The organism is Microbacterium sp. (assembly GCF_051860965.1).
Lineage (GTDB): Bacteria > Actinomycetota > Actinomycetes > Actinomycetales > Microbacteriaceae > Microbacterium.
This window is the reverse complement of the sequence record NZ_JBIMKU010000003.1, coordinates 105096-123937: the sequence shown is the minus strand read 5'-3', so window position 1 is coordinate 123937 and position 18842 is coordinate 105096. Positions and strand designations below refer to the sequence as shown.

Annotated in this window: 21 protein-coding genes and 2 tRNA genes; 8 read left to right on the top strand and 15 right to left on the bottom strand. The window is 69.7% G+C overall.

Annotation, left to right across the window (positions count from 1 at the left end):
• The first annotated feature begins 80 nt into the window (after positions 1–80).
• From ACTIFV_RS06470 to pstB, 4 genes are all read left to right on the top strand, one after another.
• Positions 81–1190, top strand: a complete 1110-nt coding sequence (locus tag ACTIFV_RS06470; RefSeq protein ID WP_439591955.1) for a phosphate ABC transporter substrate-binding protein PstS — start codon at positions 81–83, stop codon at positions 1188–1190.
• A 78-nt stretch (positions 1191–1268) separates the two neighbouring features.
• Entirely contained in the window at positions 1269–2219 is a 951-nt protein-coding gene (gene pstC, locus ACTIFV_RS06465; protein WP_439591954.1) for a phosphate ABC transporter permease subunit PstC, read from the top strand.
• A 1-nt stretch (position 2220) separates the two neighbouring features.
• Positions 2221–3321, top strand: coding sequence for a phosphate ABC transporter permease PstA (gene pstA, locus ACTIFV_RS06460; protein ID WP_439591953.1), 1101 nt, complete (start codon positions 2221–2223; stop codon positions 3319–3321).
• Between the two features lie 43 nt (positions 3322–3364).
• Complete coding sequence (gene pstB / locus ACTIFV_RS06455; protein WP_439591952.1) at positions 3365–4144, top strand: phosphate ABC transporter ATP-binding protein PstB; 780 nt, start codon at positions 3365–3367, stop codon at positions 4142–4144.
• Positions 4145–4189: 45 nt separating this feature from the next.
• On the opposite strand, the gene ACTIFV_RS06450 is transcribed toward pstB, so the two are convergent.
• Positions 4190–4762 carry a TetR/AcrR family transcriptional regulator gene (locus tag ACTIFV_RS06450; RefSeq protein ID WP_439591951.1) on the bottom strand — a complete coding sequence of 191 codons (573 nt, stop codon included), beginning with the start codon at positions 4760–4762 and terminating at the stop codon, positions 4190–4192.
• A gap of 80 nt (positions 4763–4842) precedes the next feature.
• Here ACTIFV_RS06450 and ACTIFV_RS06445 point away from each other — a divergent pair, with 80 nt between their 5' ends.
• Complete coding sequence (locus ACTIFV_RS06445) at positions 4843–5301, top strand: DUF2867 domain-containing protein (RefSeq protein WP_439591950.1); 459 nt, start codon at positions 4843–4845, stop codon at positions 5299–5301.
• A gap of 2 nt (positions 5302–5303) precedes the next feature.
• Here the strand turns inward: ACTIFV_RS06445 and ACTIFV_RS06440 are convergent, their stop codons facing one another.
• The 6 genes from ACTIFV_RS06440 to sigK all read right to left on the bottom strand — a co-directional run bounded on the left by ACTIFV_RS06440 (position 5304) and on the right by sigK (position 9460).
• Positions 5304–6191 (bottom strand): aminodeoxychorismate lyase, encoded by an 888-nt coding sequence (locus ACTIFV_RS06440; RefSeq protein ID WP_439591949.1) that lies wholly within the window; start codon positions 6189–6191, stop codon positions 5304–5306.
• A gap of 229 nt (positions 6192–6420) precedes the next feature.
• Entirely contained in the window at positions 6421–7059 is a 639-nt protein-coding gene (locus tag ACTIFV_RS06435; RefSeq protein WP_439591948.1) for a DNA-directed RNA polymerase subunit beta, read from the bottom strand.
• Between the two features lie 9 nt (positions 7060–7068).
• Entirely contained in the window at positions 7069–7476 is a 408-nt protein-coding gene (locus ACTIFV_RS06430; protein ID WP_439591947.1) for a VOC family protein, read from the bottom strand.
• Positions 7477–7523: 47 nt separating this feature from the next.
• Positions 7524–7892: a helix-turn-helix transcriptional regulator gene (locus ACTIFV_RS06425; protein WP_439592301.1), complete on the bottom strand. Its 369-nt coding sequence runs from the start codon at positions 7890–7892 to the stop codon at positions 7524–7526.
• Between the two features lie 96 nt (positions 7893–7988).
• Positions 7989–8873 carry an anti-sigma factor domain-containing protein gene (locus ACTIFV_RS06420; RefSeq protein WP_439591946.1) on the bottom strand — a complete coding sequence of 295 codons (885 nt, stop codon included), beginning with the start codon at positions 8871–8873 and terminating at the stop codon, positions 7989–7991.
• Positions 8870–9460, bottom strand: coding sequence for an ECF RNA polymerase sigma factor SigK (gene sigK / locus ACTIFV_RS06415; RefSeq protein WP_439591945.1), 591 nt, complete (start codon positions 9458–9460; stop codon positions 8870–8872). Before sigK ends, ACTIFV_RS06420 begins: the two co-directional genes overlap by 4 nt.
• Positions 9461–9712: 252 nt before the next feature.
• Between sigK and ACTIFV_RS06410 the strand changes: the two genes are divergently transcribed.
• Together ACTIFV_RS06410 and ACTIFV_RS06405 are read left to right on the top strand one after the other, a co-directional pair.
• Positions 9713–10369 carry a fasciclin domain-containing protein gene (locus ACTIFV_RS06410; RefSeq protein WP_439591944.1) on the top strand — a complete coding sequence of 219 codons (657 nt, stop codon included), beginning with the start codon at positions 9713–9715 and terminating at the stop codon, positions 10367–10369.
• Between the two features lie 83 nt (positions 10370–10452).
• Positions 10453–10525, top strand: a tRNA-Lys gene (locus ACTIFV_RS06405).
• Positions 10526–10571: 46 nt separating this feature from the next.
• Here the strand turns inward: ACTIFV_RS06405 and ACTIFV_RS06400 are convergent.
• Genes ACTIFV_RS06400 through ACTIFV_RS06385 form a run of 4 tightly spaced genes read right to left on the bottom strand, consistent with a single transcriptional unit; the run spans position 10572 to position 14419 of the window.
• A complete protein-coding gene (locus tag ACTIFV_RS06400; RefSeq protein WP_439591943.1) occupies positions 10572–11018 on the bottom strand; it encodes a GNAT family N-acetyltransferase in 447 nt (148 codons plus the stop codon).
• Entirely contained in the window at positions 11015–11581 is a 567-nt protein-coding gene (locus ACTIFV_RS06395) for a GNAT family N-acetyltransferase (protein WP_439591942.1), read from the bottom strand. Before ACTIFV_RS06395 ends, ACTIFV_RS06400 begins: the two co-directional genes overlap by 4 nt.
• A complete protein-coding gene (locus ACTIFV_RS06390) occupies positions 11574–12152 on the bottom strand; it encodes an isochorismatase family protein (RefSeq protein ID WP_439591941.1) in 579 nt (192 codons plus the stop codon). Before ACTIFV_RS06390 ends, ACTIFV_RS06395 begins: the two co-directional genes overlap by 8 nt.
• Complete coding sequence (locus tag ACTIFV_RS06385; RefSeq protein WP_439591940.1) at positions 12149–14419, bottom strand: MMPL family transporter; 2271 nt, start codon at positions 14417–14419, stop codon at positions 12149–12151. Before ACTIFV_RS06385 ends, ACTIFV_RS06390 begins: the two co-directional genes overlap by 4 nt.
• 54 nt (positions 14420–14473) lie before the next feature.
• Here ACTIFV_RS06385 and ACTIFV_RS06380 point away from each other — a divergent pair, with 54 nt between their 5' ends.
• Positions 14474–15430 (top strand): EamA family transporter, encoded by a 957-nt coding sequence (locus tag ACTIFV_RS06380; RefSeq protein ID WP_439591939.1) that lies wholly within the window; start codon positions 14474–14476, stop codon positions 15428–15430.
• 60 nt (positions 15431–15490) lie between these two features.
• Here the strand turns inward: ACTIFV_RS06380 and ACTIFV_RS06375 are convergent, their stop codons facing one another.
• The 4 genes from ACTIFV_RS06375 to ACTIFV_RS06360 all read right to left on the bottom strand — a co-directional run bounded on the left by ACTIFV_RS06375 (position 15491) and on the right by ACTIFV_RS06360 (position 18836).
• A complete protein-coding gene (locus ACTIFV_RS06375; RefSeq protein WP_439591938.1) occupies positions 15491–15886 on the bottom strand; it encodes a hypothetical protein in 396 nt (131 codons plus the stop codon).
• Between the two features lie 59 nt (positions 15887–15945).
• Positions 15946–16018: transfer RNA gene (locus ACTIFV_RS06370), tRNA-Thr, on the bottom strand.
• An 83-nt stretch (positions 16019–16101) separates the two neighbouring features.
• The gene (locus ACTIFV_RS06365; protein ID WP_439591937.1) at positions 16102–17658 is read right to left on the bottom strand and encodes an alpha/beta hydrolase; all 1557 of its coding nucleotides are present in this window, start codon (positions 17656–17658) and stop codon (positions 16102–16104) included.
• Positions 17655–18836, bottom strand: coding sequence for a DNA polymerase III subunit delta' (locus tag ACTIFV_RS06360; RefSeq protein ID WP_439591936.1), 1182 nt, complete (start codon positions 18834–18836; stop codon positions 17655–17657). The genes ACTIFV_RS06365 and ACTIFV_RS06360 overlap by 4 nt, the downstream gene beginning before the upstream one ends.
• Positions 18837–18842: the final 6 nt, after the last annotated feature.

Genomic DNA, 18842 nt, shown 5'->3' with positions numbered 1-18842 from the left:
TTTCAGAGCGAGCCCCGCACCGGGCTCATCTCACGAGGCTCACCCGTGCCTCATTCCCTGACACGTGAAGGATTCACACAGTGAAGATCTCCCGCATCGCCCAGGTGGGCGCTGTCGCCGCTATCGCGGCCCTCGCACTCGCCGGCTGCGCCTCGAACGAAGGCGGCACCGGCGGTTCGACCGACGCTCCCGTCTCGGACCTCTCCGGCGAGATCGCCGGTGGCGGCGCCTCGTCGCAGGAGGTCGCGGTCCAGGCCTGGACCGCCGGCTTCCAGACGGCGAACCCCGACGTCACGATCACGTACGACCCCGCCGGCTCCGGCGCGGGCCGCGAGTCGTTCCAGGCCGGCGCGTTCTCGTTCGCGGGCTCGGACCGCGCCTTCAAGCTCGACGAGATCGAGGCGGGGCCCTGGGACGCGTGCGTCGACGGCTCGGGCATCATCGAGCTCCCGACCTACATCTCGCCCATCGCGGTCATCTTCAACATCGACGGGGTCGACGAGCTCAACCTCGACGCCGCCACGATCGCGGGTCTGTTCGCCGGCACCATCACCAACTGGAACGACCCGGCCATCGCGGCTCTCAACGAGGGCGTCGAGCTGCCCGACCTCGCCGTCACGCCGGTGCACCGCCAGGACGACTCGGGCACGACCGAGAACTTCACCGACTATCTGTTCCAGGCCGCACCCGACGTGTGGACCTCGGAGCCCGACGGCGTGTGGCCGCTCTCGAGCGGCGAGGCCGCCAACGGCACCTCGGGTGTCGTGTCCTCGGTCTCGGGTGGCAACGGCACGATCGGCTACGCCGACGCGTCGCGCGCCGCTGAGGAGGGCCTCTCGGCCGCCGCCGTCCAGGTCGGCGACGAGTTCGTCTCTTACTCGCCCGAGGCCGCTGCCGCGATCGTCGACGAGTCGCCGTTCGAAGAGGGCCGGGAAGAGGGCGACCTCGCTATCTCGCTCGACCGCACCTCCGAGGCCGCGGGCGTCTACCCCATCGTCCTGGTGAGCTACATGATCGCGTGCAAGGAGTACGCCGACGCTGCGGTCGCCCCCGTGGTCAAGGGCTACCTGCAGTACCTCGCGAGCGCCGAGGGTCAGGATGCCGCGGCCGCCGCCGCCGGCAACGCCCCGATCTCGGACTCGCTGCGCGAGCAGGTCAACGCCGCGATCGACCTCATCGTCACGGAGTAATCCTCTGATGCCCGGCCCGGCGGACTCCGCCGGGCCGGGCATCCTCCTGAACAGCCCCAGCATCCGCGGAACGGAACCATGACGACGACAACCGCCCCGACCACCCCGAAGGTCAAGACCCGGGCTGGCGACCGCTGGTTCTCCGGGACGGCGCTCGCCGCCGGCTCGATGATCCTGGTGACGCTCGCCGCCGTCGCGATCTTCCTCATCGTCCAGTCGATCCCCGGCCTCTCGGCCACCGGTGAGACGGCGTCGATCCTCAGCAGCGCCGAGAACTTCTGGGCCTACGTCGGTCCCCTGGCGTTCGGCACGGTCTGGGCATCCATCCTCGCCCTCATCATGGCGGTGCCGCTCGCGATCGCCGTGGCACTCTTCATCTCGCACTATGCGCCGCGCCGCCTCGCGCAGGGTCTCGGCTACATCGTCGACCTCCTCGCCGCCGTGCCGTCCGTCGTCTTCGGCCTGTGGGGCATCCTCGTCCTCGCACCGGCTGTGCAGCCGGTCTACGCGTGGCTCACCACCTACATGGGCTGGTTCCCGCTCTTCGGAGGGACCGTCTCGAGCACGGGCCGCACGATCTTCACGGCCGCGATCGTCCTGGCGGTCATGGTCGTGCCCATCATCACAGCGATCTGCCGCGAGATCTTCCTGCAGACCCCCGTCCTCCACGAAGAGGCCGCGCTCGCCCTCGGCGCGACGCGCTGGGAGATGGTGCGCATGGCCGTCTTCCCCTTCGCGCGCAGCGGCATCGTGTCGGCGTCGATGCTCGGCCTCGGCCGCGCCCTCGGCGAGACGATGGCCGTCGCCATGGTGCTTTCGATCTCGGGACGGATCACGTTCCAGCTGTTCACCTCCGAGAACCCCGGCACGATCCCCGCGAACATCGCCCTGAGCTTCCCCGAGGCCTACGGACTCAACATCAACGTCCTCATCGCGACCGGCCTCATCCTCTTCATCGTCACCTTCGCCGTCAACGCCGGTGCGCGCTGGATCGTCAACCGTCGCAAGGAATTCTCGGGAGCCAACTGACATGACCACGACAGCTCCTCCGCAGACCCCGTCGTCCCTCACGACCCCATCGGCTCGCCTCACGAGCGGCCACCTGCCCAAGTGGGGCACGTGGGGCGTCCTCGGACTCGCCCTCGTCGTCTCGGGCATCCTCTTCGCGCTCACCGCTGTCGCGGGGGGTGGCGAGTTCAACGTCGCCGGCTGGCTCGTCGTGACCGCTCTGGGCTACCTCGTGCTGATCGCGATCATCTCGAGCATGGTCGAGGGCCGTCGCAAGGGCGTCGACCGGCTCGTGACGGGAATCGTCGCCACAGCCTTCCTCATCGCCATGGTGCCGCTGGTCTCGGTCGCCTGGACGGTCATCGTCAACGGTGTCGCCGGCATCTCGGCCGAGTTCTTCACGAGCTCCATGCGCAACGTCGTCGGCGAGGGCGGAGGAGCGCTGCACGCGATCGTGGGCACGCTGCTGATCACGCTCGCCGCCGCCGTCATCTCGATCCCGATCGGCATCTTCACGGCGATCTACCTCGTCGAGTACGGGGCCGGGAAGCGCCTCGCACAAGGCATCACGTTCCTCGTCGACGTCATGACGGGCATCCCCTCGATCGTCGCCGGACTCTTCGCCTACGCGCTCTTCGTCGTCTTCTTCGGGCCCGGCATCCGCATGGGCATCATGGGCTCGGTCGCCCTCGCCGTGCTCATGATCCCCGTCGTCGTCCGCTCGACGGAGGAGATGCTGCGACTCGTGCCGAACGAGCTGCGCGAAGCGTCGTACGCTCTCGGCGTGCCGAAGTGGCTCACGATCGCGAAGGTCGTGCTGCCCACATCCATCGCCGGCATCACGACGGGCGTCATGCTCTCGATCTCGCGCGTCATCGGCGAGACCGCTCCTCTGCTCCTGACCGCAGGAGTCACGACCTCGATGAACTACAACCTCTTCGAGGGCCGCATGATGACACTTCCCGTGTTCGCCTACACGCAGTACATGAACCAGGGCATCCCCGCGCAGGCGTACGTCGACCGCGCATGGGCCGCCGCCCTGACGCTCATCGTCATCGTCATGCTGCTCAACCTGATCGCGCGGCTCATCGCCAAGGTGTTCGCGCCCAAGCTCGGCCGCTGACCCGGCACCCACCGCTTTCACCCGAAGAAGAACCAGAGGAATCGTGTCCAAGAGCATCGAAGTCAACGACCTGAACGTCTACTACGGCGACTTCCTGGCCGTCGAGGGCGTCTCGCTGAGCATCGAGCCGCGCAGCGTGACGGCCTTCATCGGCCCGTCCGGCTGCGGCAAGTCCACCTTCCTGCGCACGCTCAACCGCATGCACGAGGTCATCCCCGGTGCGCGCGTCGAGGGCAGCGTGCTGCTCGACGGCGACGACCTGTACGGCGCGGCCGTCGACCCCGTACTGGTGCGCCGCCAGGTCGGCATGGTCTTCCAGCGTCCGAACCCGTTCCCGACCATGTCGATCAAGGAGAACGTGCTCGCGGGCGTCAAGCTCAACAACAAGCGCATCTCGAAGTCCGACGCCGACGCGCTCGTCGAGAAGTCGCTGCAGGGCGCGAACCTGTGGAACGAGGTCAAGGATCGCCTCGACAAGCCCGGTTCGGGGCTCTCGGGTGGCCAGCAGCAACGCCTCTGCATCGCGCGCGCCATCGCCGTCTCGCCCCAGGTGATCCTGATGGACGAGCCGTGCTCGGCGCTGGACCCCATCTCGACGTATGCGATCGAGGAGCTGATCGGCGAGCTCAAGAACGAGTACACGGTCGTGATCGTCACCCACAACATGCAGCAGGCGTCGCGCGTCAGCGACAAGACCGCCTTCTTCAACATCGCCGGCACCGGCAAGCCCGGCAAGCTCATCGAGTACGACGACACGAAGTCGATCTTCACGACGCCGTCCGTGCAGGCCACCGAGGACTACGTCTCGGGTCGCTTCGGATAACCGCACGCGACGACAGGCCCCCGCGATCGCGGGGGCTTCCGTCGTTCAGGCGCGGTCGGGTCGGGTCACGCCTTCGGGGATCATCGCGACGCCGTAGAGGGTGTCGACGAGGGAGCGGGGATGCTCCGCCGGCAGCCATCCGCTCGCCAGGAGCTGCTGGAAGCCGACGATCGCCGAGACGAGCAGCACGGCACGCCGCCCGGCCTCCGCGCGAGGCACGCCGCACTCGCGCAGGAGGTCGCCCAGGTACTGGACGCGACGCTCCGTCACGGCCGAGACGGGCTCGCGCACCTCGACCGCCGCGGAGTCGGCGTACAGCGTCCGTTCGCCGCTGCGCTGCGTCGAGCGGTGTCCGATGATCTCGAAGAGCTTCGCGAGCCTCGCCCCCGGATCGGCGATGCCGTCCACCTCGTCGATGAGCTGCTCGGTCTCGAGCTGCCGCCACCGATCGAGCACGGCGTCGACCAGAGCGCGCCGGTCGTCGAAGTGCCAGTAGAACGAGCCCTTCGTCGCGCCGAGCGAGCGCGCGACCGGCTCGACCGCGACGGCGGCGATGCCGTCGTCGCTGAAGCGGCGGTACGCGGCATCCACCCAGTCCTCGCGCGTGAGTCTTGCCATGTCCGTACGCTACCGTATAGTCTCTTCCGCGCCACCGTACGGCGGCGTACGTAAACGATCGAGCTCACGAGGAGGTGGCGATGCGGCAGCCCGCATTCTGGTCGCTCGCCCTGGCCGAGATCACGGATCCCGACTTCACGCACGTCGCGATCGGGGTCCTCCCCGCGCACGCGACCGCCGACCCCGCAGCATGGGCGCGCGCGCTGCTCTCGCGCGACGCACTCCCCCGCTGGCTCGCGGCGCTGCTCTACGTGCACGGGGTGGCGCTGCGCACGGCGGGCAGATCCGCCCGATGCGACCGCTTCCGCCTGGGCCGCGTCGAGGGCGACGAAGCGCTCATCACGCTCGACGGGCGGCGCCTCGACCTCCGCGTCGGCGTCGGGGTCGACGAGGACCGCGCACTCGTGCGCGTCGTGACGACGGGCCGCATCAAGGGCGGCCGAGCGTGGTCGTGGCCGCTGCGCTCCCTGCTGCCGCTCCTGGTGCGGCGCATGATCGACCGTTCGCGCCGCGACCTCTCAGGCGTCACGCGCGGCTGAGGTCAGTCGCGCGGGGTGAGCAGATAGCGGTTGAACGCCTGCGTCAGCCCGCTGTCGAGCGGGATGACCGCGTCGTCGATCCTCGTGATGGGAGCGGCCAGACGCACGCTGGACACGAGCCATGCGGCATCGGCCCGGGCGAGCACGTCGACGGGGATGAGCTCCTCGGCGGTCTCGTGCCCCTCCTCGCGCAGATGATCGAAGAGGCTCTGCTGCGTCGTCCCGCGGAGGATGCCGCCGGTGGGCGCGGGGGTCACGAAACGGTCGCCGAGTCTCAAGATGAGGGATGCCGTCGGCGCCTCGAGCACGAAGCCGTCGGAGGTCACGAAGATCGCGTCGTCCGCCCCCCGCGCCTTCGCCTCGCGGATCGCGGCCATGTTCACCGCGTAGGACAGCGTCTTCGCGCCCATCAGCAGCCACGGGGCCCGATCGGGCACATCGCTCGCGTAGCCGCGATCGAGGGTCACGACACGGACGCCTTCGGTCCGCGGGCGGGTGAAGTCGGCGGCGGCGGATGCCGTCACCCAGGCCGTCGGCGCGGGGCCGTGCTCGACGCCTCGACTCAGGATCAGCTTGATCACGCCTTCGCCGCGCTGCTGCCCGTGCTGGGACGCCTGCGCGACGGCCTGCCTCCACTGCTCGCGGTTCGGCGCCGGCAGGTCGCAGATCTCGGCCGAGTGCGCGAGCCGGTCCAGGTGGGCCTCGACCTCCTGCGGGTGGCCGTCGACGACGCCGATCGACTCGAAGATGCCGTCGCCGCGCTGGGTGCTGAGTTCGCCTACGCTGAGCGCCGGTTCGGCCGGATCGATCGTACGGAAGGTCTCCGAGAAGTCGCGGCGATCATCGTCGATGTCGGCGGGATGGATCACGAGCGCGAATCGCCAGGTCATGACACGAGCCTAGATCCGGGAATGCCCCGCCGCTCGCCTCGGTTAGTATTGTTCAGCCGGGCCGCAGTAACCCCGGGCTCCATCTTCTGCCGCTCCGAGCGGCTCCGCGCCGAGAGGCGTTCTGCGGCCCGGCACTTTCTTTTCCGGGGGCGCAGAGCGCCTCTCCCGGCGCAGCCGGCAACAGCATCGCGGCGTTCTGCGGCCCGGCACTTTCTCTTCCCGGGGCGTCTCAGGTCAGCCCGTCGCGTCGCCACAGGCCCGCGCACGCCGTGAGATCGCGTGCGTAGGTCGCCAGTCGCAGAGCGCGTGTCGTCAGCGCCGACGCGCGCTCGGGCTCCGTCGGGTCGTAGTCGTCGGCGAGGTGGGTGGCACCGGATGCCTCGACCCGGCAGAACGCGGCGGCGCGCTCGAGCGCGATCGCGAAGTCGCCGTCGAACACGCCGCGCAGGATCGTGTCGATCAGCGAGACGAGCTCGTCAGGACCCGCGGGCGCGGGCGCACCGGCGACCACGGGGTCGACCGAATCGAGGTGCACACGCCCGTTCTCGTACAGCAGGGCGGCGGTCTGCGGGTCGTCATGGATCATGCGCTGCAGCAGATAGAGGCGCCACAGCGCGCCGGGGAGCGAGACGGCGGGAGACCGCGACCAGAGCTCGGCGATGTCGTCCATGCCGTGGACGTCGGTGAACGAGACGAGTCGATCCACGACCGCGCCCGACGCGTCGTGCCGGGCCCGTGCCAGGAGGGCCTGCGCCGTCGAATGCGCGACGCGCGATACCTCGGCGGGGTCGTCCCCCGCGTAGAACCGGTCGAAGACCTCCGCGGGTCTGCGGACGGGCTTGTGGTAGTCCCTTCGCGCGTCGCTCACCGATCCAGGCTACGCCTGGTTGATGCGCACGTGGTTGCCGGCCGGGTCGCGGAACGCGGCATCCCGAGGCCCCCAGTCCTGCTCGATGGGCTCCTGCAGCACCTCGGCGCCCGACGCGCGCAGACGCTCGAACGTCGCGTCGAGGTCGTCGGTCGAGAAGACGTACGGACCGGGACCGACACCCTTCACGACGAGCCGCGTGAGCGCCTCGCCGTCCTCGGGCGAGCGCCCCGCGCCGGGATCCGAGATGACGAGCGCGGCGCCGGTCTGGCCGGGCAGGCCGAAGCTCACCCAGCGGTGGCCGTCGTAGGCGACGTCGTTGACGATCGCGAGGCCGAGGCCGTCGCGGTAGAACGGGATGGCGGCGTCGACGTCGTCGACCGTGATGGGGCAGAAGGCGAGGCTGATGTTCGACATGCCTCCACGCTACGAGGGGCGCGGCATCCGCGCTTCTCGGATCCTGCTCAATCGCTCGGCCGCGGCGACAGGACGTACCTGGTGGGACGCGTCAGGATCTTCGCGATGCACAGGGGCATCGCCTCGGCGGCGTCGTGCTCGCGCGCCCGGTAGGCGCTGGGCGTCTCGCCCACGATCTCGGTGAAGGTCGAGCTGAATGAGCCGAGCGACGTGGCGCCGACGGCCGTGCAGGCATCCGTCACACTCGACCCCGCGCGCAGGAGCGCCATCGCACGTTCGATGCGCCGGGTCATGAGGTACGAGTAGGGCGTCTCGCCGTAGGCGGTCTTGAACTCCCGCGAGAAGTGCGCGGGCGACATGAGCGCCTTCGCCGCCATCGTCGGCACGTCGAGGGGCTCGGCGTAGTCGCGGTCCATGAGATCGCGCGCACGTCGCAGGTGCACGAGCGTCTGCGGGGACTGGGGACCGGATGCCACGCTCCCACGCTACTCGCGACGCGCGCGACGACGAGGTCAGGCGGTGGGGATCGCGACGATCGGCTCGGTCGACGGCTTGCCGCTCGTGGACCCGCCCGCGGGCTCGACCGTGATCGCGATCGCGTCGCCCTCCTGGAGCGCGCCGTCGAGCTCGGTCGTCGCGCTGCGCGCGTCGAACGTACCCGCGGACACAGGGGTTCCGTCGGCGCGGACGAACCACATCTCGAAGGTCTTGTCCGTCGCGATCGACGGAAGCCCATCCGTGACGATGACGGCCTTGCCGAGCGACTCGGACCAGTGCGCGGTCGCGGTGCCGCCGCCAGTCACCTCGGCCGACGCGCTGAGCGCATCGGGTGCCGCCTCGATCTCCTGCAGCGCGATCACCGCCGGCGGACGGGAGAGCCACTGACCGAGCGACGCCGCGCCGAAGCCGATGGTGACGAGGAGCACGAGGGATGCCGCGAGACCGAGCAGTCCACGCGTCCAGTTGCTGCGCGATACGGCCTGGATCATCGCGGTGTTCGGTGCGGGCTCGACGTTCGCCCCCTGCTCGTGCGGCGGCTCGTCGGCCGGCGGCGCGAGGAGATCGGCGTCGCCGACCGTCTCGATCGGCTGCGTCTCGACGAGCACGACATCTCGCGGGAGCGGAGGAAGCGGAGGGACGATCGGTGCGACCGGAGCCTCGGCGGCATCCTGCGGAGTGAAGGCCAACTGCGACAGCAGCGTGCCGCGCATCGTGAGAGGCGGCGCGACGAGAGCGACGGAGTCTGCGAGTGACGCGACGGTCGCGGCATCCATCGTGACGATGTCGGACCACTCGGGATGCTCCGCGCGGGCAGCCTCGAAGGCGGCACGGTCGGCGGGCGACAGCGCGCCCAGCGCGTGGCCCGCCGAGAGCTCGGCGAACTCGTCCAAGTTCATGTCGTCACCCCCATCTCTGCTCGAAGGCGGGACAGTCCGTCCCGCATCCTGGTCTTGATCGTGCCCAACGGCGCCCCCACGAGAGCGGCGATCTCGCTTTGAGAGTATCCGCCGAAATACGCGAGAGTGAGCGCTTCGCGCTGCACCTCGGGCAGGGTCGAAAGGGCCGTGTGGACCTTCTTCCCCTCCATCTTCAGTTCCACCTGCTCCGCGACGCCGTCATGTGCGACATCGAGGTCTCGGAAGCCGACGCGCACATCGCGATCGCTGCTCGCCTGCGAAGACCTCACACGATCCACCGCGCGGCGGTGAGCGATCGTGAACACCCACGATCTCCCTTGACCTCTATTCGGAGTGAACCGCGCGGCGGATTGCCAGATCTCGAGGAAGACCTCCTGCAGCACTTCTTCGCTCTGCGACCGGTCGACGAGGACCCGCAGGATGAGGCCGAAGACACGCGCCGACAGGAGGTCGTACAGCCGCGCGAAAGCCTTCTGATCGCCGTCCGCGATGCGCTGGAGCAGGTCACCCGCATGATCGACGGGTTCCGTGCCGTCTTCGGGCACGTCAAGACCGTCGATGACCATGCCTCAAGCATGCCCTACTCCCCTCGAATCCCCCGTTTCGCGCACCGGGGCTCGTGCCGATTCGCGCTGTTGAGTATGCTCCCGCCACACGCGCGCGACTCCTCTTTCTGCAGGACGTCGGTCCACGCGTCGGCGGACGATTTCTCAGATCCATGCAATCCGATCTACGCGGGGCCTCGAACCTCTGTTGTAAGCCGCACACAGGCGGATGACACAGCGAACCCCCCGGGGCTCTCTACACACGGAGGAATCATGCTCAGCAGCAAGAAGAAAGTGTCCGCAGGTCTCGCCCTCGCCATCGGAGCCATGATCGCTCTCGCCGGCTGTTCCATGGGCGGCTCGGCCGCACCGTCGGACTCGTCGTCAGCGCCGATGACCGAAGAGACCCCTGAGGCCGAGACGATGGACCCGGCGGCCAACCTCGTCGGCTCCGGTTGCGCGGCCTACGCCGAGGCAGTGCCGGACGGCGCCGGTTCGGTCGCGGGCATGGCTCTCGACCCGGTCGCGACCGCGGCATCCAACAACCCGCTCCTCACGACGCTCACGGCAGCCGTCAGCGGCCAGCTCAACCCCGAGGTCGACCTGGTCGACACGCTCAACGGCAGCGAGTTCACGGTCTTCGCACCGGTCGACGACGCGTTCGCCAAGATCGACCCCGCCACGATCGAGACGCTCAAGACCGACAGCGCCCTGCTCTCGTCGATCCTGACGTACCACGTCATCCCCGGCCAGATCGCGCCCGATGACATCGACGGCACGCACACGACCGTCAACGGAGCCGACCTCGAGGTCACCGGCTCGGGCGACAACATCATGATCAACGGCGAGTCGACCGTCATCTGCGGTGGCGTGCAGACCGCCAACGCGACCGTCTACCTCATCGACACGGTGCTCATGCCCCCGATGTAAGCGGCATGCGACCGGGCCCTCCGGGGGGCGGGACCGGATTGCAGGCAGAGGCCCGCGGCGTCCAGCATTAGGCTGGATGACGCGGGCCTCTAGCTCAGTCGGCAGAGCATCGGACTTTTAATCCGCGGGTCGTGGGTTCGAGCCCCACGGGGCCCACACGAGAGACGGCGCACCTTGCGGGCGCCGTCTCTTCCTGTTGCAGTCAGTCCAGTTCGATCTCGTAGTGCACGAAGCCCGTGTCGGTGGCGACTTTGTCGTAGAGCGTGCGCGCGGTCGCGTTGTGGGACTGCGTGAGCCAGTAGACCTTGGATGCCGCGGCCGCCCGCGCCCAGTCGGTCACGGTGGCGATCAGCGCCCGTCCCACTCCCCCTCCTCGCACATCCTGACTCACGAAGAGGTCCTCGAGGTAGACGTACGGTCCCGCGCTCCAGGTGGCGGGATGCGGGAACCAGTGCACGAACCCGACGGCGCGGCCCGCGTCATCCCGTGCGATCGCACCGTGGATCGGGTGATCGGGATCCGTGATCCGCTCGAACGTGAGCGCCGTCTGCTCGGGCGTGAGAGAGGACTCGTAGAACTCGAGGTAGGCCAGCCACAGGGGCAGCCACTCGTCGCGGTCGGCGTCGGTCAGGGCGGAGATCCGGGTCACGTGGCCAGGCTACTGTGCGAGGCATCCATCCTCTTCAGCATCTCGATCTCGAGCCCGATCGGCCCGTGGATCGTACGACCGGTCGGCTCGTAGGCGAGCTTGCGATACGCCTGCTGCGCGCGCATGTTGCGCACGTGGGTGTCGAGCGAGAACTCGTGCGAGCCGAGACCGGCGGCCCATTCCTCGCCGGCGGCGAACAGCTCCCCGAGCAGACCCGCGCCGCGGTGGTCCTCTGTGACGAAGACGGCCACCATCTGCGCGCGCCCGTCGGGGTTGGGCCGTCCGAAATAGTCCCGGGCGCCGGGATCGGGACGCAGCACCGTCACGGTTCCGACGAGCCGGTCCCCCGCGTCGGCGACGAACTGCGCGACCGCCGCGCTGCCCGACCCGCTGACGGCGCGATCCACCCAGAAGGCGTCGTCGCGTTGTTCGGCCTGCGCTCGGGTCTCGAGGAACGCGACATCGGCCGCCGGGTCGAGCAGGGCGTCCAGGCGCAGCCTCCTGATCGCACGCGCTTCGTCCGCGCGGATGCGCCGAACGGTCGGCCCGACCGCCTCAGGCACCGGACTCGACGAGTTCGGCGCCCGCGTGTGCGAGCTCGGCCAGCGCGGCTTCGCTCGACTCCGGAGCGACCCCCGCGACGAGGTCGGTGAGGATCCGCACGTGGCGCCCGTGCGCGATCGCGTCGAGGGCCGACGCGCGCACGCAGTGATCGGTGGCGAGGCCGACGACATCCACGTCCACGACGCCCTCCTCCTCGAGCAGGTGCGCGACCGATTCGCCGTCGTCGGTGATCCCCTCGAACAGCGAGTACGCGGGCTCGCCCTGGCCTTTCTTGACGTGATGGGTGACGGCATCCGTCGACAGCGCCGGGTCGTACTCGGCGCCCTCCGTGCCGCTCACGCAGTGCACGGGCCACGTGTCGACGAAGTCCGGCTCGTGGTGGAAGTGCCCGCCGTTGTCGTTGTGCGCGTCGTGCCAGTCGCGGGATGCCACGATCACGGCGTACTCGTCGGCATGCGCCTCGAGGTGCCGCGTGATCGCCGCCGCGACGGCATCCCCGCCCTGCACGCCGAGGGCTCCGCCCTCGGTGAAGTCGTTCTGGACGTCGACGATGAACAGCGCCTTGCTCATGGTTCGAGCGTACGCCGGTACTCCTCGCGCGTCAGCGGATGCCCGTCCTCGGCGACCAGCTCGGTCGACCTGGGTGCATCGACCGGCGCTGCACCGGCGTCGTGTTTCCAGAGCTTCGAGGGCCACCAGATCGCCCGCCCGATGTCGTACGACAGAGCCGGCACGAGCAGCGACCGCACCACGAACGTGTCCAGCAGCACGCCGAAGGCGACGATGAACGCGATCTGCGCGAGGAACAGGATCGGGATGACGCCGAGCGCCGCGAACGTCGCCGCCAGCACGAGCCCGGCCGACGTGATGACGCCTCCCGTCGCGACGAGGCCCCGGAGGATGCCTCGTCGCGTCCCGTGGACGAGGGACTCCTCGCGCACGCGCGACATCAGGAAGATGTTGTAGTCGACGCCCAGCGCCACGAGGAAGACGAAGCCGTAGAGCGGCACGGCCGGGTCGGCTCCGGGGAACTGGAAGAGTCCGTCGAAGACGAGCGCGCTCACCCCCAGCGCCGTGAGATACGACAGGATGACGGTGCCGATGAGCAGGAGGGGCGCCACGAGCGATCGCAGGAGCAGCATGAGGATCACGAGGATCACGAGGAGGATCACCGGGATGATGAGCGTCCGATCGCGGATCGACGTGTCGTTCGAGTCGATGTCGGTCGCCGTCTCGCCCCCGACGACCGCGTCGGTCGAGGCGAGGTCTGTGCGAAGCTCGCGCACCGTGTCCTCCGCGGCGAGGGAGTCCGCGGCATCCGTCAGCGTGCCGACGACCAGCACATCGCCGTCGGAGACCGTGGGCTCGGGAGCAGGGGCGCCGGGCGGACCCTGCGCGGCGAACACGGGCTCGCCGTCTTCGATCGTGACGGTCGCCTGACCGGACGGGGCGTCCTCGGACGCCACCGCCACCGACTCGATGCCGTCGCTGTCGTCGAGCACCGTCACGGCGTCGACGAGCTCGTCCTGCGGCACGATGACGTACACGGGGCTGCCGGAGCCGGCGGGGAAGTGCTCCGCGAGCACGGCCTGGCCGTCGCGCGCCTGGGAGGCGCCGAGCACGAGATCGCTCGACGGCACGCCGTCGGCCTTGAGCTGCGTGACGCCGACCGCGCCCGCCAGCAGCACGACGGTGCAGACGATCCACACGACGCGGGCGTGGCGCGCGACGAAGCGCGCCTGGCGCGGCCAGAGGCCCTTGACGGGCTGCGTCAGATCGTCGGGGATCGTCGCGAGCTCGTGCTTCGGGATGAACGGCCAGAACGCCGCTCGCCCGACGAGCGCGAGGAGCGCGGGCAGGAACGTGAGCGCCGACAGCACCGAGAACGCGATGCCGATCGAAGCGATGGGCCCGAGTGCGCGGTTGGTCGCCAGGTCGGAGAGCAGAAGGCAGAGCAGACCCGCGATGACCGTGCCGCCGGACGCGAGGATCGGCTCGAAGGCTCCGCGCCATGCCTGGACCGTGGCGTCCCACCTGCGGGCGCCCGTCGCCACCGCCTCGCGGAACCTGGCGACGTACAGCAGCGCGTAGTCGGTCGCCGCGCCGATCACGAGGATGAAGAGGATGCCCTGCACTTGCCCGTTGAGCACGACGATTCCCGCGAAGGCGAGCCACCACACCGTGAGCAGGGCGACGCACAGCGCGAAGACGGATGTCAGCAGGACGAGGACCGGCAGAAGCGGCGAGCGGTAGACGATCACCAGGATGACGAACACGGCGATGAGCGCCACGGCCAGAAGCAGCCCGTCGATGCCGAGGAACCCGGCCACGAGGTCGGCGGTGAAGCCGGCGGGGCCCGTGACCCACGACTCGAGGCCCGCGGGCAGTTCGTCGACGAGGAGGCCGCGGATGTCGTCGACCGTCTGGGCGACCTCGCCCGACGAGTCGATCGGGACGAAGATCTGGGCGGCGAGTCCGTCGTCCGACACGATCGGCGGCGAGACGCCGTCCTGCACTCCGTCGAGACCGGCGATGTCGTCGGCCACCGCTTGGACGTCGGCGAGGTCGTCATCGGTGAGCTTCTGCTCGCCCGTGACGACCACGACGGCGGGGATGCTGTCGGAGCCGAGGAAGTCGGGCAGTCGCTCCGACACCTGCGTCGCGTCGGCGCTCTGCGGCAGGAACGAGGAGCGGTCGTTCGTCGAGACCTCGTCGACCTTGCCGAAGAAGGGTCCGCCGATCGAGCCGCCGACGAACCAGAGCAGCACGAGGAAGACCGGGATGCCGATCCGCAGCCAGCGGGTGGGCGCCTTCGACACGTGGTGGGGGTGAGCCATTTCGCTAGCTTATCTAGCGATCTCTCGACATCCAACCCTCCCTAGGCTGGGCTCATGCTCTCCGCCGCGATCGCTCTGGTCGGCGCCGTCGTCTACGGCTCCGCCGACTTCTTCGGCGGCCTCGCCGCGCGCCGCCTGCGCTCGATCGTCGTGACGGCGCTGTCGGCGTTCGCGGGCCTCGTGGCGCTGGCGATCGCCCTCCCCCTCATGGGCGGCGTGTGGTCGACCGAGGACGTTCTGTGGGGCATCCTCGCCGGCGGCTTCGGCATCATCGCCATCGCGCTGCTCTACGCATGCCTCGCGATCGGACCGATGAGCATCCTGTCGCCCCTCACGGCCGTGGTCTCGGCGGTCGCCCCCATAGTCTGGGGACTCACGATCGGCGGCGAGACCCTGCGCCCCCTCGGCTACGCAGGGCTCGCCGTCGCGCTCGTCGCCGTCGTGCTCGTGGGCTTCGTCCCCGGCGAGAAGGTCGTCCGACCACAGGCTCGGGGTGTGCTCATGGGAGTAGGCGCGGGACTCGCGATCGGCGCGTTCCTCATCGTGATGGACAACACCTCCGCGGAGAGCGGGATCGTCCCGCTGCTGATGAGCCGCGCCACCAGCACCGTCGTGACGACGCTCATCGTCGGCACGCTCATGATCGTCGCGCTGCGCCGCGGTCGTGGCGCGACGTCCGTCTGGGATGTCGCGGGAGCTCCCCTCGGTGCCACGCCGTCGGGTCGGGCCGATCTCGAGCACATCGAGACCGTGTCGGTGCCGCTGGCCATCACGCGGATGAGAGCGCTCTGGTTCGCTGTCGTCTGCGGAGTGCTGGATGCCGCGGCCAACGCGCTCATGCTCGTCGCGCTGCGTCTCGGCGATCTGTCGATCGTCTCGGCGCTCACGGCCCTGTACCCCGCCGGCACGATCCTGCTCGCCGCCGTCGTGCTCCGCGAGCGCGTCGCGCGCGTTCAGTGGCTCGGGCTCGCGCTCGCGCTCGTCGCGGGCGGCATGCTCGGACTGGCGTGAGAGCCGGGCGTGCAGTGGCTCGCGGGCGGCATGCTCGGATTGGCGTGAGCGCCGGGCCCGTCAGCGCACGAAGAGCATGACGATCGACCCCACGGCCGCGAGCGCGCCGACGGCACCGAGGCCGATCGCGAGCCACATCAGCAGCCTGACCAGCGGTGATCCCTTGGTCAGCCGCATCCGGTCGTCGCGCCCCAGCCGCACGTAGACGTCGGCCGTCTCGCGGCCGGCGAGCTCCTTGTGCTGCTCGTGCGTGAGTCTCGCCGAGCCCACCCGACCCTCGTGACCGAACCAGCGCGCGACGCGGCCGTCGGGGTCATCCGCGATGACCGCCTGCGCGGGCACCCATGTGCCGTCGGCGAGCTTCGCGATCACGGCGACGATCGCGACGAACGCTCCTGCTCCGAGCCCCACCCACGTGAAGATCTCGAAGATCGCGTCGATCGCGTGATCGGGCACTTCGCTCCTCGCGGCTCGGGGATACGGCAAAGGCCCGGAAGACCGGGCCTCTGCGTCTGAGCCACCTGTGGGAATCGAACCCACGACCTATTCATTACGAGTGAATCGCTCTGCCAGCTGAGCTAAGGCGGCGTACGTCGCATCCGCGATGCACGATCCACCATCTTACAGGCTGGGAGGGATGCTCGCGAACACGAGCCCGCGGCATCCCGTCCCTACTCGCAGCGCACGTCGCCCTCGGGAACCGTGCCGTCGAGCAGGTAGGACTCCACGGCGTCGTCGACGCACGCGTTGCCCTTGTTGAAGCCCGTGTGCCCCTCGCCCACACGCGTGATGAGCACACCCGCGTCCAGCTGCTCGGCGAGCGCCACAGACCACTCGTACGGTGTCGCCGGGTCGTTCGTCGTGCCGACCACGAGGATCGGAGCGGCGCCCTCGGCCGCGATCGGCTCGCGCACCCCCGTCGCCGGGTACGGCCACACCGAGCACGAGTCGGGGCCGAACCAGTACGGAGCGACGGTCGGCGCCTCGGCGGCGAGGCGCGCCTGAGCTGCCGCGAGGTCGGCGTCGTCGGTGTCGACGGGATAGTCCATGCAGTTGTAGGCGCGGAAGGCCTCGGACGAGTTGTCCTGGTAGACCCCGTCGACGCGGTCGTAGTAGAAGTCCACGAGCACCCAGGCGAACTCGGGGTCGCCCTTGAGCACATCGGTCAGCGCTTGCGTGAGGTACGGCCAGTTGTCCTGCGTGTAGAGCGCCGTGATGATCGCCTGCAGCAGGGCGTCAGCGCCGAGCATCCGTCCGTCGGAGGCCTCGAGCGGCCGCTGCTCGACGCTCGCGAGCAGCGCTCCGAGGTCGGCCATCGCCTCGTCGACGGTGCCGCGGAACGGGCACTCGCTCGTCGTCAGGCAGTCGCTCATGTAAGCCCGCAACGCCGACTCGAAGCCGATGCCCTGCACCACGTTGACGTCGAGGCCCGACACCGACGGGTCGATCGCGCCATCCAGCACCAGCCGCCCGACGCGCTCGGGGAAGAGCTTCGCGTAGGTCGCGCCGAGGAAGGTGCCGTAGGAGTAGCCGAGGTAGTTGAGCTTCTTGTCGCCCAGGACGCCGCGAAGAAGATCCATGTCGCGTGCGGCCTGGTCCGTCGTGATGAACGCGAGGATGCCGTCGCTGTTCGCGTCGCACGCGTCGGCGAACGCCCGGTGCTTCGCCAGGAGCGCGTCGTTCCATTCGTCGGAGCCCCGCGCCCCCGGCACGAGGTCGAAGAGATAGGCATCCATCTCGGCATCGTCGAGACACGTGACGGAGGTGGACTCCCCCACGCCGCGCGGGTCGAACCCGATGACGTCGTAGCGCTCCTGGAGCGCGTCGCCGACGGCGAAGTCGATCGAGTCCCGGATGAGAGAGACTCCGCTCGCCCCCGGACCCCCGGGGTTGGTCAGCAGCGAGCCGACGACATCCCCGCCCGTCGCGCGGTGACGGACCACCGAGAGCTCGATCTCTCCCGCATCGGGGCTCGCCCAGTCGAGAGGGGCCCGCACCGTGGTGCAGTCGAATCCGCTGCCGCAGTCGGTCCATGCGAGCTCCTGCTCGTAGAACGGCAGCAGATCCTCGGCGACGCCCTCGGTGTCGGGCGCGACGCTCGATGTGGGCCGCGCGCCGCCGTCGGGGATGAGGGAGTAGAGGCATCCGCTGAGGACGAGGGATCCCGCGACGAGCCCCGCCACGACGGCGGCGGCGCGACGCAGACGCGCGGAAAGGGTGGTGCTCACGGGGTCCTTCCGCTCGCGACGGTCACGAGCATGCTTTCGAGGGCGAGAGTGGGGGCGACGTTCTGCTCCAGGTTGCGCCTGGTCTCGGCGATGCGGTCCACGACGACGAGCGTCCGCTCGACGGACCATGCAGAGGCGATCGCCCGGAGGTCTCCGTCGAGCTCACGGTTGATGAGGACGTCGTCGCGCCCGAACTGCAGCATGAGGACGTCGCGGAAGAGGGACTGCAGATCGGTGAGGACGCGGTCGATGCCGTCGCGCAGGCTGCGCGTCGCGCGACGCTTCTGCTCGTCTTCGAGCGCGCTCAGCTGCGCGCGCACCGCCGGTGGGACGGCAGCGCCCTCGGCGATCCCGAGCGTGCGCAGCAGACCGGAGCGCTCGGCATCGTCGCGCTCGGCGGTGAGGGCCTTGGCGTCATCCGTCGCGACCTGAACGATGCGGCCGGCGACTTCGACCGCGCCGTTGACGCCGCGCACGCCGAGGACGGCGCGCAGCGTCTCGTCGCGACGCTCACGGGCGGCGGCATCCGTGGCCAGTCGCTGCGCCATGCCGATATGCCGCTGCGCATGCCGCGCGGAGCGCTCGGCGGTCTCGGGGTCGACGCCCGTGCGCTCCACGATGAGGCGCGCGACGTCGTCGACCTCGGGGTCGCGCAGGCGCAGAGTGCGCACTCGGGAGCGGATCGTGGGGAGCAGGTCGGCGTCGCTCGGGGCGCACAGCACCCAGACCGTGCGCTCGGGCGGCTCTTCGAGGGCTTTGAGCAGCACGTTGGAGGTGCGCTCGGACATGCGATCGGCGTCCTCCATCACGATCACGCGGTAGCGGCCGAGCGAGGGCGAGAAGTACGACCGTTCGACGAGGGCGCGGGCGTCCTTGATGGAGATGATGACGCCCTCGGTGCGCAGCGCCGAGAGATCGGGATGCGAGCCGGCGAGCACCTGGCGCATGGCCGGCTCGTCGCCCGGTTCGGCGATGAGGGCCGCGGCGAACGCGTACGCGAGGGTCGATCGACCCGACCCGGGAGGGCCGGTGATCAGCCAGGCGTGCGTGAGATCTGCGGGATCGGATGCGGCGGAGCGCAGCGCCTCGACGGCGTCGCTCTGCCCCCACACCGCACCCCACGGCAGCGTTCCCGAAGGCTCCGGGAGCGTGCGTTCGGCGAGGGCCTCGGCATCCATTCGTTC